General features: G+C 61.4%; 13 protein-coding genes and 1 tRNA gene. 6 read left to right on the top strand and 8 right to left on the bottom strand.

Translation table 11 applies throughout. The features are described from left to right. The first annotated feature begins 12 nt into the window (after positions 1–12). Together cysK and vsr are read left to right on the top strand one after the other, a co-directional pair. Positions 13–999, top strand: a complete 987-nt coding sequence (cysK, locus tag FCU40_RS14345) for a cysteine synthase A (protein ID WP_004617255.1) — start codon at positions 13–15, stop codon at positions 997–999. 19 nt (positions 1,000–1,018) lie between these two features. Further along, a complete protein-coding gene (gene vsr / locus FCU40_RS14350; protein ID WP_168075784.1) occupies positions 1,019–1,432 on the top strand; it encodes a DNA mismatch endonuclease Vsr in 414 nt (137 codons plus the stop codon). Between the two features lie 12 nt (positions 1,433–1,444). Here vsr and FCU40_RS14355 read toward each other — a convergent pair whose 3' ends face one another. Then, positions 1,445–1,729, bottom strand: a complete 285-nt coding sequence (locus tag FCU40_RS14355) for a DUF167 domain-containing protein (protein WP_168075786.1) — start codon at positions 1,727–1,729, stop codon at positions 1,445–1,447. Then, complete coding sequence (locus tag FCU40_RS14360) at positions 1,722–2,036, bottom strand: YggT family protein (protein WP_085953258.1); 315 nt, start codon at positions 2,034–2,036, stop codon at positions 1,722–1,724. The genes FCU40_RS14355 and FCU40_RS14360 overlap by 8 nt, the downstream gene beginning before the upstream one ends. Before the next feature lie 113 nt (positions 2,037–2,149). Here FCU40_RS14360 and FCU40_RS14365 point away from each other — a divergent pair. Both FCU40_RS14365 and FCU40_RS23360 read left to right on the top strand, forming a co-directional pair. Further along, positions 2,150–2,225 (top strand) — tRNA-Ala (locus FCU40_RS14365). Between the two features lie 264 nt (positions 2,226–2,489). Next, a complete protein-coding gene (locus FCU40_RS23360) occupies positions 2,490–2,645 on the top strand; it encodes a hypothetical protein (RefSeq protein WP_241693621.1) in 156 nt (51 codons plus the stop codon). 332 nt (positions 2,646–2,977) lie between these two features. On the opposite strand, the gene FCU40_RS14375 is transcribed toward FCU40_RS23360, so the two are convergent. Continuing rightward, positions 2,978–3,205, bottom strand: coding sequence for a DUF2293 domain-containing protein (locus FCU40_RS14375; protein ID WP_342672556.1), 228 nt, complete (start codon positions 3,203–3,205; stop codon positions 2,978–2,980). Between the two features lie 1,128 nt (positions 3,206–4,333). Here FCU40_RS14375 and FCU40_RS14380 point away from each other — a divergent pair. Further along, positions 4,334–4,624, top strand: coding sequence for a hypothetical protein (locus FCU40_RS14380; RefSeq protein WP_168075790.1), 291 nt, complete (start codon positions 4,334–4,336; stop codon positions 4,622–4,624). Positions 4,625–5,174: 550 nt separating this feature from the next. On the opposite strand, the gene FCU40_RS14385 is transcribed toward FCU40_RS14380, so the two are convergent. The 5 genes from FCU40_RS14385 to FCU40_RS14405 all read right to left on the bottom strand — a co-directional run bounded on the left by FCU40_RS14385 (position 5,175) and on the right by FCU40_RS14405 (position 14,506). Then, a complete protein-coding gene (locus tag FCU40_RS14385) occupies positions 5,175–6,710 on the bottom strand; it encodes an IS66 family transposase (RefSeq protein ID WP_168075792.1) in 1,536 nt (511 codons plus the stop codon). A gap of 79 nt (positions 6,711–6,789) precedes the next feature. Next, positions 6,790–7,146 carry an IS66 family insertion sequence element accessory protein TnpB gene (tnpB, locus tag FCU40_RS14390; protein WP_168075794.1) on the bottom strand — a complete coding sequence of 119 codons (357 nt, stop codon included), beginning with the start codon at positions 7,144–7,146 and terminating at the stop codon, positions 6,790–6,792. Further along, entirely contained in the window at positions 7,143–7,541 is a 399-nt protein-coding gene (locus FCU40_RS14395; RefSeq protein WP_168075796.1) for a transposase, read from the bottom strand. Before FCU40_RS14395 ends, tnpB begins: the two co-directional genes overlap by 4 nt. A gap of 708 nt (positions 7,542–8,249) precedes the next feature. Beyond that, the gene (locus FCU40_RS14400) at positions 8,250–9,266 is read right to left on the bottom strand and encodes an IS110 family transposase (protein ID WP_168075798.1); all 1,017 of its coding nucleotides are present in this window, start codon (positions 9,264–9,266) and stop codon (positions 8,250–8,252) included. A gap of 923 nt (positions 9,267–10,189) precedes the next feature. Then, on the bottom strand, positions 10,190–14,506 hold the full coding sequence (locus FCU40_RS14405) for an RHS repeat-associated core domain-containing protein (RefSeq protein WP_168075800.1): 4,317 nt from the start codon (positions 14,504–14,506) through the stop codon (positions 10,190–10,192). A gap of 165 nt (positions 14,507–14,671) precedes the next feature. Here FCU40_RS14405 and FCU40_RS14410 point away from each other — a divergent pair. Beyond that, positions 14,672–14,989: Ig-like domain-containing protein (locus FCU40_RS14410; RefSeq protein WP_168075802.1), on the top strand; the 318-nt coding region annotated here is incomplete at its 3' end.

The raw sequence follows: 14,989 nt of genomic DNA on the forward strand, positions 1-14,989 counted from the left end.
CGAGGTGTTCCGATGGACGACGCTTCCTCCCTCTATGACGCCGCCCGCTTCAAGCGCGCCGGTCGCGGCAAGATCTACGACTCCATCATCGACACGATCGGCGATACGCCGCTGGTGCGCCTGCCGCGCCTGTCGGCCGAGCTGAAGCCGAAGGGCGAGGTTGTCGCCAAGCTTGAGTTCTTCAACCCGATCGCCTCGGTCAAGGACCGCATCGGCGCGGCGATGATCGAGTCGCTGGAGGCCCAGGGCGTGCTGAAGCCAGGCGCGACCATCGTCGAACCGACCTCGGGCAATACCGGCATCGCCCTGGCCTTCGTGGCCGCGGCCAAGGGCTACAAGCTGACCCTGGTCATGCCCGAGAGCATGTCGATCGAGCGCCGCAAGATGCTGCTGCTGCTGGGCGCAAAGCTGGAGCTGACCCCGGCCGAGAAGGGGATGCGCGGCGCCGTCGCCCGCGCCCAGGAACTGGTCGAGGCCACGCCGGGCGCGGTCATGCCCCAGCAATTCGAGAACAGCGCCAATCCGCTGGTCCACCGCGTGTCGACGGCCGAGGAAATCTGGAACGACACCGCCGGCGCGGTCGACGCCGTGGTCTCGGGCGTCGGCACCGGCGGCACGATCTCCGGCGTCGGCCAGGTGCTGAAGGCCCGCAAGCCCGGCCTGAAGATGGTCGCGGTCGAGCCCGAGGCCTCGCCGGTGCTGTCGGGCGGCGCGCCGGGTCCGCACAAGATCCAGGGCATCGGCGCCGGCTTCGTGCCCGGCATCCTGGACCGAGGCGTGATCGACGACATCGTCCAGGTCAGCAACGACGACGCCTTCGCCATGGCCCGCCGCGCGGCCGCGACCGAGGGCCTGCCGGTCGGCATCAGCTCCGGCGCGGCCCTGACCGCCGCCTTCGACCTCGCCCTTCGCGACGAGTACGCCGGCAAGCTGATCGTGGCCATCATCCCCAGCTTCGCCGAACGCTATCTGTCCACCGCCCTGTTCGAGGGGCTGTAGAGCCAGCGAGCCGCGCGCCTTGACCGACGTCTATGACAAGGCCAAGCGCTCGGCGGTCATGGCGCGGGTCAAGAGCAAGGACACGACGCCCGAAAAGACCGTGCGGCGCGTCCTGACTCGCCTGGGCGCGCGCTATCGCCTGCACCGCCGGGACCTGCCGGGCCATCCCGACATCGTCCTGCCGGGGCGTCGGCTGGCGATCTTCGTCCATGGCTGCTTCTGGCACGGCCACGACTGCGCGCGGGGTTCGCGCGTGCCGAAGAATAATCGCGACTACTGGCTGGCCAAGGTGGGCCGCAACGTCGCGCGCGACGCGCGCGCGATCGCGGCGCTGGAGACGGACGGCTGGCGGGTCGCGGTGGTCTGGGAGTGCGATCTTAAGGACGAGACCGCTCTGACCGCCCGACTCGCGGCGCTTCTGGCGAAAACCTGAGCCAGCCCTTCGTCAGGGCCGGGGACCGAACGCGCGCGTCAGGTCGTCGGGCCCGACGCCGTCCAGTTCGAGACGCTTCAGCCGCGCAGTCTCGCCGGCCGCCAGACGAATCGCCGAGCGCGGGATCTTCAGGCTCTTGGCCAGAAAGGCCACCAGGGCGGTGTTGGCCGCCCCGTCGACCGGCGGACTGGCGACCCGCACCTTCAGATAGGCCCGCCCGTCGGCGTCCAGCGCCCAGCCGTCGACGCCGTCTCGACCGCCGCGCGGCGTCAGCCGGACGGCCAGGACCTCAGCCAACGAGGCGCAGCAGGGTCCCCTGCAGGGCTGGAAGAATGAACATCTGCACGCCGCGCAACAGCAGCAGCACGATGATCGGGCTGATGTCGACGCCGCCGATCGACGGGATGATCCGCCGGAAAGGCCGCAGGATCGGGTCCGTAACCCGGTCCAGGAAGGTCGCGGCGTTATAGACGAACTGGTTGCGACGGTTGATCACGTCGAACGCGAACAGCCAGCTGAGGATCGCCGAAATGACGATCGCCCACCACAGCAGGTCCAGCAGCGCATCGATGATGAAGAAGACGAGATTGATGATGGGGGCCATGGGTTTTCCGTCCGGACGCTCCCGCTTCTTGCCGCGCCTGGCGGTTGCTGACAAGGCATCGCGATAACCCCGCTTGACGCGCGGCTCCAAGGGCCGTATCTCCGCCGCTCCTTGGGGCCGTAGCTCAGATGGTAGAGCGCCTCGTTCGCAATGAGGAGGTCAGGGGTTCGATTCCCCTCGGCTCCACCAAGGACTACAACTAAATAACTGTTTTCTTTGGGAAACATCCGATGCGCCAACGAGCGCCCCCACGGATTTCCCCTCATTTTTCTCGCGCTTCAGTGACACTGCCTGCGTGGACTTGGCGCAGGATGGGATGAGCCTGTTCAAAATTTACGCGCCACCGGCATCAACCAGTAGCAGATCAAGCGCTATGAGACGGGGCTGACTCAGCCCTCCCTGGAGGCCCTGCGTAAGCTCGCCATCGCCCTGCACGTCTCCATCGACGCCCTGGTGTTCGAGGAAGGCGAGCGCGGCCCCGACGACGAGTTGAAGTTGGCCTTCGAAGGCCTCGCTACGTTCGATCCAGAAGACAAGGCGATGGCCACCCGGATCATTCAGGGGCTGATCCTCCAGCACCAGGCCAAGATCTGGTCCAAGGCGTCCTGACGCCGCCGCCGCGCTCCAGCGGCCACATCGCAGCGCCTACCCTAAGGATCGGCTCTCAGCCGCTCCTATGGCGAAGCTCATTGCTTTTCTAAAACCAGATCAAGGCCCGCAAGCCTCAAGGCGCCAGGCGGCCGTCGACCGCCTCCACAGCGAAGGCGATGGACGCCTGGCGCCGGCCGCCGCGCCGGCGTCGGCCGGGAGAGGCCGATCGGTGGATTAAAAACCCGTCCCAACCGGCCCGATTGTTCCCGATATACCGACCATGTTCCCGATGTACCGACTCCTCCTCGGCGGGACGCCGGATTTGCGCGCCCCTGGCGGCCAGGTCGGGCTCAAACGGGCGGCCCGGTCGGTATATCGGGAACAACATCGCCGGTTTCCAATACACAGACGCCCCGCTGATCCAGCGCCTTCGCGCCGCCGCGCGGCGTCGCCCAGCTCGCCACGATCGCCACCACTTCGGGCCTGACGATCAGCAAGGCCTCCTCGCGGGTCAGGCCGGGGATGCGCAGCAGGCGGTCATAGTCGGTCATCGCATGGCGCACATGCGCATGAGACACCAGTCCGAAGGCCTGGGCCGATCGTCACCGGCTCGGCCCATCCCCGCGTAGCCAAGAGGTCAACGAAGTGCGCCATCAACTCGAGCGAACAGCCCCCGTGATGCGCCTTCAAGTGGCCCTCGACAGCCGCGCGGGAGAAGCTCTTGCACCGCTTGCGCCCCATCGCGCCGTCTCTCGCCTACTCCGCGCCAGACAGCATAGTGGCGCTGGCGATTGCGCCCCGCAATCGCGCGGCGCGCCAGAACGGGGCGCGTAAGAGGCCTGTAAGAGGTCGGGTCGTCGTAAATCCTGGACTTTCGCCAGCCCTCGTATGAGCGCCCGTAAGAGATCCAAAATACGGCCGCGCCACGCACCCAAGCAATTTCAACAACTTATAGGAACCCGCCAGGGTGCGTATGGTGTATGAGCAGTTAAGGGCAGCAAATTCTCGGCGCCAAGGCTACCAAAGAGAGCAAAAGGCAGCAAAATCCTAACCTCAGAGCGCTGTGCGCGACGCTTGCTCAGCAGATCGGCTTCGAACGCCATTTTAGGCGCCGCTTCCCGCTCTTTTCTCCGTCACGACTACCGCCCGCGCCACGCGCTTCTCTTCGGCCGGACTCGATTGGTCCGCGCTCCGTACTCCCGCTAGGTTGGGCATCCCCGGCGGGGCGCCGCGAAGCTGAGGAACCGGACTCCCAGCGCCTCAGCAAAACCGCAGGTGTGCGTGACGTGCACTGCTATTTTCGCCCCTTCCGCTCGCTTTGGGTTTCGGGGCTTTCGGGGGCCTTTGGGTAGGCGTCAGGTCAGCCTGATGATCGAATCCACGGCGCGCTAATCGCAAACCTGGGTGCGGGTAGCTGCCAGGAATTAAGTGCACTGTCACCGTAATTCCTTGGGCGCGGGCCTACGCGAAGTTAAGCTGACAGCCCCACTTTAATCGCGACCCATCCGTCGTAAAGAGCACAAGCAAGCCAGGCAAGGACCATCAATACGAGCAGAGCCGTCACAACACTCTGCCCTGCGCCAAAAAGAATACCTGCCGCTGCTGAGGTCGGAGCAATTAACAGAAGCATCGTCCGGGGAAATGATACCCATCCGTAGCGCCTGTATACCTTATCTACGTCAACCCTGCCTTGTCCATCTGGACGCATGGAAAAATATCGCACGAAAGTCAAAATAATTAACCTTTCGAAAAAGATCATTATTGGCACGAGAGCAATATTCGAAAGCAAGATTAGCCCCTTAAGGACAGCCAAGGACGGCGTTCGTGTATTGTCCGAGCGCGCCCTTGCCCATGTTAAACATTCTTTGCTGACTCAATCCGAGTTTCGCAATCGCTTTAGCGCCGCTTCTTTCGACACCGAAGCCAATAAGCTGCCCTGTCGTGGTTACGGCAGCATTCCCAAGCCGCCCCTGACGGACATTGATCGCTACAGATAGCGCGGCGGCGCCCTTTGACGTGAGGCCCAGCGCCCCGGCGGCAGCACCAAAGCCCACAAGCCCGACTCCAGTTTCGGATGTAACGACCGCTGCCCCCAACGATACAAAAGCGAGGCTGGAAAGCGCATTGCTGGATTGGTCCAGGAAGTCTGCAGCCTTCTGCCAACCATTCTTTGCCGGCGTGCAGACTTGCGGGCCGGTTTGGCGTTGGGGCGGGGGCGTGGGCGGGGGAGAAGTATGCCTATTGCCCTCTGCATCAGAATATTGGCGCACTATCTGATCGTAGCAAATCCGATCACAATTTCCGCTACTTACATAGTCGCACGTCCAGCTATTTTCGCCCAATCCCGGCACAGTGTGGCAGCCGGCCCCAATAGTCCCCATCGGATACGCCGATGGCATGAATTGGTATGCCTATGTGGGGAATGATCCGCTGAATAGGACGGATCCCACTGGCATGTGGGAGCTGCCGTTTGGCATCAAAGGTGGTTTCACCGCCGGGATTGCTGGTGAAATGTAAGCGCTGTTTCGGGACCACGCCCTTGCGAGTTCAGCCGTTGGGCTGAACGGCTACCGTGTTCCAGGGCATGAGCTCGTCGATGCGGCTCTGCGGATGGCCCTGGACGATGCGGGTGATGGCGTCGGTCAGATAGGCTTGCGGATTCAGACCATTGAGCTTGGCGGTCTCGATTAAGGAAGCCAGAGCCGCCCAGTGTTCGGCGCCGCCGTCCGAGCCAGCGAAGAGGCTGTTCTTGCGGCTGAGCGCCAGGGGGCGGATCGCGCGCTCGACGGTGTTGTTGTCGAGCTCGACGCGGCCATCCTCGAGGAACAGGGTCAGGCCCGCCCAGCGCGACAGCGCATAGCGGATCGCCTCGGCCAGCTTGGTCTTCTGGCTGATGGTCTCCAGGCTGGCGCGAAGCCAGACCTCCATGGCCTCGGTCAGCGGTAGGGACGCCGCGCGTCGAGCGGCCAGACGCGCCCGGGGGTCTTGGCCGCGGATATCAGCCTCGACGGCGTAGAGCGCCTTGATCCGTTCGAGCGCCTCGCTGGCGATCGGCGCGGGACCGGCCTGAGCCAACTCGTAGAAGCGCCGACGCACATGCGACCAGCAGAAGGCCAGACGCACGCCGCCGCCCTCGGCCAAGGCGCGGTAGCCGCCATAGCCATCGACCTGCAGCACGCCGGCAAAGCCGGACAGATGCGCCATGGGCCGCTCGGCCTTGCGATCGGGCGCATAGACGAAGGCCACCGCCGGCGGATCCAGCCCTCCCCAGGGCCGATCATCGCGGGCATAGGCCCAGAGCTGGCCGGTCTTGGTTCGTCCCCGTCCCGGATCCAGCACCGGGGCGGTCGTCTCATCCGCGAAGAGCTTGCCAGATCGCTTCAACGTCTCCAGCAGCCGGGCATGGACGGGCGACAGCAGGAACGCCGCCCGTCCCGTCCAATCGGCCAGGGTCGAGCGATCGAGCTTGGTCCCCTGTCGGGCGTAGATCTGGGCCTGGCGATAGAGCGGCAGATGATCGGCGTACTTGGAGGTCACCACCTGGGCCACCAGGGCCTCGGTGGGGATCCCGCCTTCGATCAACCGCGCCAGCGCCGGGGCCTGGACCACGACGTCCTCGCAGGCCCGGCAGCCGTACTTGGGGCGACGCACCACCAGCACGCGGAACTGTGCCGGGACGATATCAAGCCGTTCGGTCCGGTCCTCGCCGATCATATGCAGCGCGCCCGCGCAGCAGGGGCAGGTCTTGTCCTCGATATCGACGAGGGTCTCGACCCTGGGCAGGTGCTCGGGCAGTCGCCCCCGATTAGCGCGACGCCTGGCGGCTGTGGCGGCGCGGCGCTCTGGATCAGCGCGTTCAGCTTCGGCGGACTGCGCCGCCTCCGTCTGCTGGACGTCTTCCAGCCCCAACTCCAACTGGTCGATTGGCAGGGTCTCGGCGCGCCGGCCAAACCGGTGACGCTGCATCTCCTTGATGATCTGGCGAAGGCGCTCGGCCTCGGCGGCGTGGGCGGCGCGCTCGGCCAGGATCATCGCCTGGAGCGCTTCCACATCCGTCGGCAGGGTCTCGCCAAGGGTCGTCATGGGCAGGATTACAGCATGTTCGCGCGCGTCAGTGGCGCCCCCGCGAACGGCCTGAGTCAACGTGCCGCAGCGGTTCAGATCAGCCCGCCGCCAGGGGCGTGCGCGGGCGTTGGGACCGATGGACGCGCCGCCAGTCCAGGCCCTCCAACAGGGCGCCAAGCTGGGCGGCGGTGAGCCGGATCGCGCCGTCCTGGACCTTGGGCCAGCGGAACTCGCCCTCTTCGAGCCGCTTGGCGTAGAGGCAAAGGCCCGTGCCGTCCCAGAAGATCAGCTTGATCCGATCGGCCCGCTTGGCCCGGAAGACGAAGATCGCCCCACCGAAGGGATCAGCGCGCATCTCTTCGCGCACCAGGGCCGCCAGACCTTCAGCGCCTTTGCGGAAGTCCACCGGCTTGGTCGCCACCAGCACCCGGACCGCGCCCGATGGGCCGATCACCTTTGCGCCTTCAGCGCGCCGATCACCGCCGCCACGGTCTTGGCCGAGGCGTCCGAGCCAACCCGGACCACCACGCCGTCGATCTCAAGCTCAATGCCGCCTCGGCGCGGGCGGCGCGTCTTGCGACGGGGCGGCGCCGGTTCGGGCTTCACGGGCTCGACCACGACCGGCGCGAACATCGGCTCCGCGCTCTGCACAGCTGGCGTGCGATACGCCCTGCGCCAGGTGAATAGTTGCGTCGGTGAGAGCCCGTACCGTCGCGCTACGGCGCAAGCCGTCTCCAGGCCGCTATAGCTCTCGGCCACGATCTGGCGCTTGGCCTCTTCCGACCAGGTCCGGCGCTGGCCCGCGCCCGTGAAGATCTCCACCCGACGGACCGCAGCCGTCTCCGTCATGGCATCGTCAGATGGCATCGTCATGGAACTAAGCTCGCCCCGAGATCAGGGCGCGCACCATCCGAGGATCCCGGCTCAAGCGCTAGGTGGGGTCCAGGCTCCGCTTACGGTCTAACGCTGTCCGGATATGATCGGCAGTGAGATCATATTCATTGATTAGCGCGACATCGACCACGGCCATGCCACGGCGGTGAAGTCGGTAGACTCGGTCATACAGCCGCTCGACCTGCGCGACTGCGGTGTGCTGAGCGAAAATCCTCTCGATGAATTTGAACTCCGACCTGACGAACTCCCGCGCCGACCCCGCTCGGGCTGATGCGGAATAGAGGTCGGCAACGCCACCCCAGGCCTTACCGTGGGCTTGGATCAGCTCGATAGCTGCTGACGTGATGGTGTGGACGACCTCCACCCACCCGGGTTCTCTGATGTGTCGTCGAAAGGGACGTCATGTGTGGACGACCTCCAAGACGCAAGGGTGAAATGGACGTTCGGCGCTCGGTCGAGTGCAGTCATGTGTTCGGCCTGTTGCTGCAGCGGTCGGCTGCTGGCCTTGATGAAGTCCGCGGACGGGCTCCCTAATCACGTCAACGCGCTCGCAGCGCTCTGACCCCCTGGGTTTCGCCCGTCCCCGGCTGCGGCCGGTTCGTCATCACGTCTCACCACTCTGGCGTCTACGGCTCCGATCCTGTGCGGGACCCTTGCCGATCTCTATGCAGTCGCTGGCGTGTAGGCCTCTTCGCGCGCCATCAACACCCAGGCGATCCGCGCTGTCTTGTTGGCCAGCGCCACGGCGGCAGCCTTCGGCTTTTTACGATCGAGTAAGCCTCGGACCCAGGGGGCTCCAGTGCCGCGTTGACGAGCCATGCGGAGCACGGCCGTGGCTCCGACCACGAGCAGCCGTCGTAGATAGCCGTCGCCCATCTTGCTGATTCCAGCCTGCCGCTCCTTTCCGCCGCTGCTGTGAGCCCTGGGGGTAAGCCCGAGCCACGCAGCGAACTGGCGCCCAGAGCGGAAGAGTGCGGGATCGGGCGCACTGGCAGCCATGGCGCTGGCGGTGATCGGCCCGACGCCTGGGATAGTGGCGAGCCGCAGGCTGGTCGCATCCTGCCGATGCCAGGCGAGGATCCGATGTTCCAGCCGCTCGATCTCTGCCCGGAGTGCCTCCAATTGCTCCGCTATGCCCCGTAACGCGGCCAACGCCAGCTCCGGCAGCCGTTCCTGCTCCAGGATCAGGGACCGTAGCGCCGCCTGGACGCCCGCGGAGCCCTGCGCTGAGACGATCCCGAACTCGCTTAGGTGACCGCGGAGGGCGTTGATCAGCATGGTCCTCTGGCGGACCAAGAGATCCCGGGTCTTGTGGAGCATCAGAACCGCCTGCTGGGCCTCGGTCTTCACGGCGACGAAACGCATGGTCGGCCGGGTGACAGCCTCGGCGATCGCTTCCGCATCCGCCGCATCGGTTTTGCCCCGCTTCACATAGGGCTTCACGTAGGCTGGCGGCATCAACCGAACCTCGTGCCCGATCGCCATCAGTTGCCGGCCCCAGTGATGGGCCGAAGCACAAGCCTCGATCCCGACCAGACAGGGCGACAACCCTTTGAAGAAAGGAAGGACCTGGCTGCGTCGCAGCTGCTTGCGCACCACGACGACGCCTGCAGCGTCGATCCCATGTACTTGAAAGACGTTCTTCGCCAGATCCAGCCCGACGACGGCGACCTCTTGCATGATCCGCTCCCTAGACGTGACGTCCCTTTCGACGACACATCAGAGAACCCGGGTGGGTGGAGGTCGTCCACACCATCACGTCAAGTCCCAATAACTTGGCAGGGACTTCTATTTGCAGTCGCCATGATTGTGATCGGCATTTCTCTCGGGGAAATCGCTGGGCGTCACTTGCGCGCGGGAGATTCTGTGCTTGGAGGCGTCTTCATGGTCCTCACGCTGCTGGATATGTTGGTCTATCTCGGTTTTGGAATTTATAAATCCAGGTCACCGAGAGGGGACTAATCAGTCTGGCTCAAATGAATCGCTTCCGGCGGCCCCGCCAGGCGTCCATCGCCTTCGCTTTGGGGGCGGTCGACGGCCGCCTGGCGCCTAGACGGCGAGGGCGACGATCTCTTGGCGGCGGGACCGGTGGAGCGGGGCTGTCACATTAACTGCGCCGGGGCGCAGTTAATGTGACAGCCTCCGTCGCCAGCTACACCACTACGAGTGGCCCCCGCAGGAGCACTCGATCCCATTCGGAAAAGGGAGGGGCCTCGGTAACAACCCCATTTGAGACCAGCGCATCATAGGTTCTCTCGACAAGTTCGAGAACTAAAGCGGCGCTGCCTTGCCCAGACAGACGCCCCTCCCGAGTGAAAGCCACCGCCCATCCCTGCTTCGCCCCCTCCCGAACATCAAGCCAAATCCATCTGTCAGGCCAAATATGCAAGCGAAACGTAAGGCTGTTGGGTGCCTTTGCGCGCCGCCTTAGAGTGATCTCTATTTTGTCCCGGTCGACACCCTCTATTCTTTCAACAATACGCTGAGCGTCCATTTCAGAAAAACGCCTTCCAAGCGCCTTCCGCCTTTTCCGGAACTGCTCCGAAAACTCATCAACAATTTCTGCGCTTTCGCGCCGCAACCGGGCCATCCGAGAGCTTTCTTTAATAACGCTGCTGCCCCTTTTCACGCATGCTGTGCTCCTCATCGATGCCTCGGTTGCGCTCTCGATTGTTGGAACGATCAGGTCCGCTAGGACGTTCGCCACTCGGGCCTTTTTTGGCGTCCTGCTTACCGGCGTACCTTTCAGCATTGTTACCTTTCGGATTTTGACCGTTCTCTTTTCGGGATTGGGCCTCCCGTCGCTCATTTCGTCGGTCACGCTGCTCCGCCTGGCGCGCTCGATCTTGAGCATTTGGATCATCTCCGTTACGGGCAAAAATACTGCCCAAGCGGCTGGCGCCATGAACGGCCGCAGCTCCGCCCGTGACTATCAATCCCGTAGAGGCAACGGCGGCGGGTACTGCAGCAGGTGCTAGGGTACCGCCAGAAAGACCCGTAGCCAGCGCAGCGCCTCCATCGCCTGCCGCACCGGTGGCAATCATTCCGACCCCAGCTAGCGTCTCTGCGATGGCAGATCCAAGTTCCGGATCCGAAAGCACCTTTCGCCAGTCGGTGCCTGCAGGATCACTGCGATTCAGCGGATCATCGCCGACATACGCATACCAGTTGAGGCCGTCATCGTATCCGGTGGGATCGGATTGGAGGAATCTTCCGTACACTGGCGAATAGACGCGAGCCTTGTAGTGATAGAGTGCAATATTTGGCAGGTAAATCTGGCCAGTATATTGGAAGAGATCCTGGTTCCCCCCACCTGGCAGGCCATATTCGTTATAAGTCAGTATTTTCCGGACAGTGGTGCTTCCCACTGTCTTGACTGCGATCGTTCCTAAGTTCGAGGTTGAGGCAATAATCGAGCCCTGGTGGTCGGACAGCAACCACTCCCCCGTGGTGCCGGCGCTTAGATATTGGACGAGGGGCTCATCCTCGCCCAGACCGTGGACATAGCGCCGCAGCGGCGCAAGCGACGGAGAGTCATCATATTCGCCGATCAAGTTGACGCCGTCATAAAGATAACGGGTAGCGGGCAGGCCAGGTAGCGTGGTCCGATAGAGCCGGCCGAGCGGATCGTAGGTCAAGCTCGCCCCTGTCCCCGTTCCGCGAAGTCGGTTCTCAAGGTCGTATTGCCAGGTCGCCGCCCCATCACCGATCATATTGCCGCGTCCGTCGTAGGTGACCGTTGAGCCGCCCGCCCACGTGATCTGGTTCAAGCCGTTTATATCGTAAGACTTGTTTTGCTGGACGGCCTCCTTCCAATTATAGACGCTATTGCTGATCGTCCGCGAAATTATCTGGCTAGCGCGGTTGTAGGAAAGGCTGAAGCTGACATTATCGGGATTGACCTGGCCGGAAGGCCCCACGAGCACGTGCTCGATGCTGGTTAGAAGTAGACTTGGGTCGTCATATTTGTAGTTGGTAATAACCCCATTGCCGCGGGTCATTTGCTTGCGGCGGCCAAGTTCATCATAGCTAAACCCGACAAGGCCCTCGGACTCTCCTCGACGAATGCCCGTCAGTTCGTCAACGTTGTCATAGTCATAACGAACGTAAAAGCCGTCCGGCCAGATAAGCTTTGTTCGACGCGACGCTGCGTCATACTCGTAGCCCACAGCCCAGTCAGTGACGCCGCCGCTCTTCATCAACTCGGTTTTGAGGCGGCCATGGACATCATGTTGACGCTCGATCGTACGGCCTCCCTCGGAGGCCGACGTCAAACGGCCGAGATTGTCGTAGTCGTAGCTGTAAGACGTACCTGGCACATCGGCCGACGCTCCAACCGACTTCGCAATTGGTCGGTTCAGGTAGTCGTATGTTGTATTGATCAGACGGATCACTCCCTGGGGATCGCGCCGCCTCCAGTACGTACGGTTGCCGTTCTCGTCGTAGTTATACTCCTCGAAGTCGGCATAATTCTGCCGCTGCGCTCCCTGGGCCGCAACTGGATAGGTAACCTTCTTGAGACGGTCGAAGCCGTCGTAATTATAGAGTGTGGTGTTGTTCTCGCCGTCCTTCTCGGTCTCGACCTTCCCGTTGGCGGTATAGGTCAGAGTTCGCTCATAGATCGGAGTGGCCTCGGTGTCGTTCGGGCTGACTAGAGGATCGCTAACCACTCCAGAGAGACGGCCGACCAAATCGTAGCTTCTTCGCGAAATTCGGTCGCGCCCGTCCGTTCCCGTGGCCCTTCGCGCACAGGCATCGAAGGGTGTGGTAGAGAAGACTTCCTTGTTCATCCGCGTGGCCGTACACATTAGGCGACCAGCTTCGTCGTAGCTGTATTCAGTCAGCGCCTGGATTTGCCCTCCGACATAGAGGCGGTCCTGATCTTTACGGCCCAGCGCGTCGTAGTGTGTTTGCTCTTCCTTGAACGGCGTGACAGTAGTCACGGAGGCCGTCTCGCTAGCCACGACGCCGGTCTTGACCGTTTCGACGTTGCCGCCACCATTGTAAGTGATCCAGCGCGCGCGGGGCTGCGTCGTGGCTGTAGAGTCAGGATCGGACCCGACGCTACCTATCAGTTGACGCATAGCGTCATATTCGAAATGTGTTTGATGGCCCATCGGATCGGTGATGGTCCTGATGTCGCCCGTATCACCATACTCATATGCGACCAAGATGCTATCGGAACCATCACCGGCACGCTTCGAAACCGTGTCTGGCTGCAGGTTGGTCGATTGGCCTTGCAGTGATCGTGTGTAGGCCTGTTGCTCGATCAGTTCTGCGGCTGCGCCCGTACAGCTCGATCCGGTCACGCATTGCGAAGTTGAGACCGGCATATAGATCTGCCCGTCTCCGGCTGACACACTCCCAGCTCCGTTCTTTTTGTAATAGGCATAAAAGGGGCTGTATTGAGTTCGGATCTGCGGCCGCGCGCTCGTCGATGTAGGCGCCGCGAAGGTTGTCGTCTCGACACCACCGTGAGCAACGCCATACGCGTAATCCGTCACCTTCTGCCGGAAATCCGTCACGCTCTTTGGCTTGTTACAAACCTTGTAGTTGGTCTCGTCGGCGGCAGCATCATTATCGCTGCAAGATGGATAAACGGCACTCATGGAAATAACGGAATTCCCGAGACCGTATTTCGGCGTTTTCGTAAGCGACGTTACATTTCCACGCTCATCATATACGTATTCATCGTAGTTACCTTCGCTATAAATAACCTTTTTAATTCTATAATTATCATCATATTCATATTTTGTAGAATTTTTCTCTGGATCGCTGACGTCGACAAGTCTTGGCGTCCATTGCGTTTTACTATTGTATGTCCCGCCGGATTCGGTTGGCGGAAAATTTGTCTTATATTTTATTGAATATGACCACACCCCCATTGACGGCGTCTGCTTCGTATTACTCAACGAGTATATCTGCGGCCGATAGGGCACATCGGCAGGCTGCCCCTGGAAGGAGTAGAGCCATTGATTTCCGCCACGGTTTAACGTGGTTGACCAAGGATTATTACCGACCGCATAAATCAAATGAACGGTCTCGGATTTATCCGGCCAATTTACGGTTAGATCCACAGCGGCGCCCGAATAATTTACTTGAATGGACGTCGTCCGCCCAAGAGCGTCTATGACGGTCGAATTTGACGAATAGCTTCCAGAAAAGCTCAGGCTGGGCCACACCCTACTATATGAACATGTAAAAGACGATGGATTACAATAATCTACAGTATTGTTAAATACTGTTACCTTTTTTATATTCTCCCAATCTGGTCCGTAAGCGCCGTCAGAAACGTAATCTATATGGAGCTGATAACCAAGGTTACTATTGATGCTCTGCAGGCGACGAACCGGTATCGAGCCTCCAGACGTTACCTGAGAAGTGTACGTGTAGTCCCAACGGACTCCGTTTGGCCAAACGTAAGATGTCATCACTCCGCGATCAGATATGTAGGGCGAATAGGAAATCTGCGTGGTGTCGAATGTAGCTCGCCCCCCGTCCGGCGCTGTATAGATGTAGTTCTGCCCAACTAGCTTGATTGTCCCGCGAGCGCCCTCCTGTGGAACGCCGCCCGTAAACTTCATGGCCTCACCGAAAAGCGTTAGCGTATCGTAGCCAGGCGTGGGCTCAAGATTAGCACCTACGTGGGAAAGCGCGCCCGCGACACTATCACGCCAATTAGAACTCGCCGTATTCAAAGTCCTTACATACGACATGCCAGCGGAACCATCTCCACCAACCTGTATTTTATTAGTTGAAAACGTATATGATCCATCGATAAGGCTGATATTATTCTCATCGACAATTTGCGAAGTGGGTGGCGGCGGAATATAGGCCTGCGCAAAAGACTCATCCGTAGCGGCAAATGTCGCAATCGCGGCAATAGAAGCAAAGCTCACCTTGGCCGCGACGCGGACCATTCTTCGCGCGAAACCCCACAGTCGCAAAACCATAACTTGCCCCACCCGATTAATCGCGGCTAATCGCAGCAAGCTTGGCCTAGCCGGACAGCTCGCGTCAATATTGCATTTATTTTTTTTCAATGCCAAGCTGCGTCCTGATTTTAGGTCGGGGGATGGGTCCAGATGGCGCGGTTTCGTCACGCGGCAAGTGCTGTCGCTTTATTGGTCGCGCTGTCGACCTCCGCAGATGCTAGGGCTCAGTCGGTCCAGACGGACTACACTTACGATGTACACGGAAGATTGACGGGCGTATCTCGTCCCGGATCAACAACCACTTACACCTACGACAACGCGCAAAACCGCACACGGGTGGTCACCACCAAGACCAACTCCCCCCCCGTGGCCTACGCCGACACGCTGACGGTGACGGCGGGTGCTTCGGCCTCGATCAACCCGCTGTCCAACGACACCGATCCCGATAGCGATCCCATCATCCTGACC

It is taken from the genome of Caulobacter sp. SSI4214 (genome assembly GCF_012184455.1).
Taxonomy (GTDB): domain Bacteria; phylum Pseudomonadota; class Alphaproteobacteria; order Caulobacterales; family Caulobacteraceae; genus Caulobacter; species Caulobacter vibrioides_E.

What these genes read in the sequence shown, in the direction of transcription:
- cysK (WP_004617255.1), top strand. Translation starts at nt 13, where the DNA reads ATGGACGACGCTTCCTCCCTCTATGACGCCGCCCGCTTCAAGCGCGCC.
- FCU40_RS14360 (WP_085953258.1), bottom strand. Translation starts at nt 2,036, where the DNA reads ATGGCCCCCATCATCAATCTCGTCTTCTTCATCATCGATGCGCTGCTG.
- FCU40_RS14380 (WP_168075790.1), top strand. Translation starts at nt 4,334, where the DNA reads ATGGAAAAATATCGCACGAAAGTCAAAATAATTAACCTTTCGAAAAAG.
- FCU40_RS14385 (WP_168075792.1), bottom strand. Translation starts at nt 6,710, where the DNA reads ATGACGACCCTTGGCGAGACCCTGCCGACGGATGTGGAAGCGCTCCAG.
- FCU40_RS14395 (WP_168075796.1), bottom strand. Translation starts at nt 7,541, where the DNA reads ATGACGGAGACGGCTGCGGTCCGTCGGGTGGAGATCTTCACGGGCGCG.
- FCU40_RS14400 (WP_168075798.1), bottom strand. Translation starts at nt 9,266, where the DNA reads ATGCAAGAGGTCGCCGTCGTCGGGCTGGATCTGGCGAAGAACGTCTTT.
- FCU40_RS14405 (WP_168075800.1), bottom strand. Translation starts at nt 14,506, where the DNA reads ATGGTCCGCGTCGCGGCCAAGGTGAGCTTTGCTTCTATTGCCGCGATT.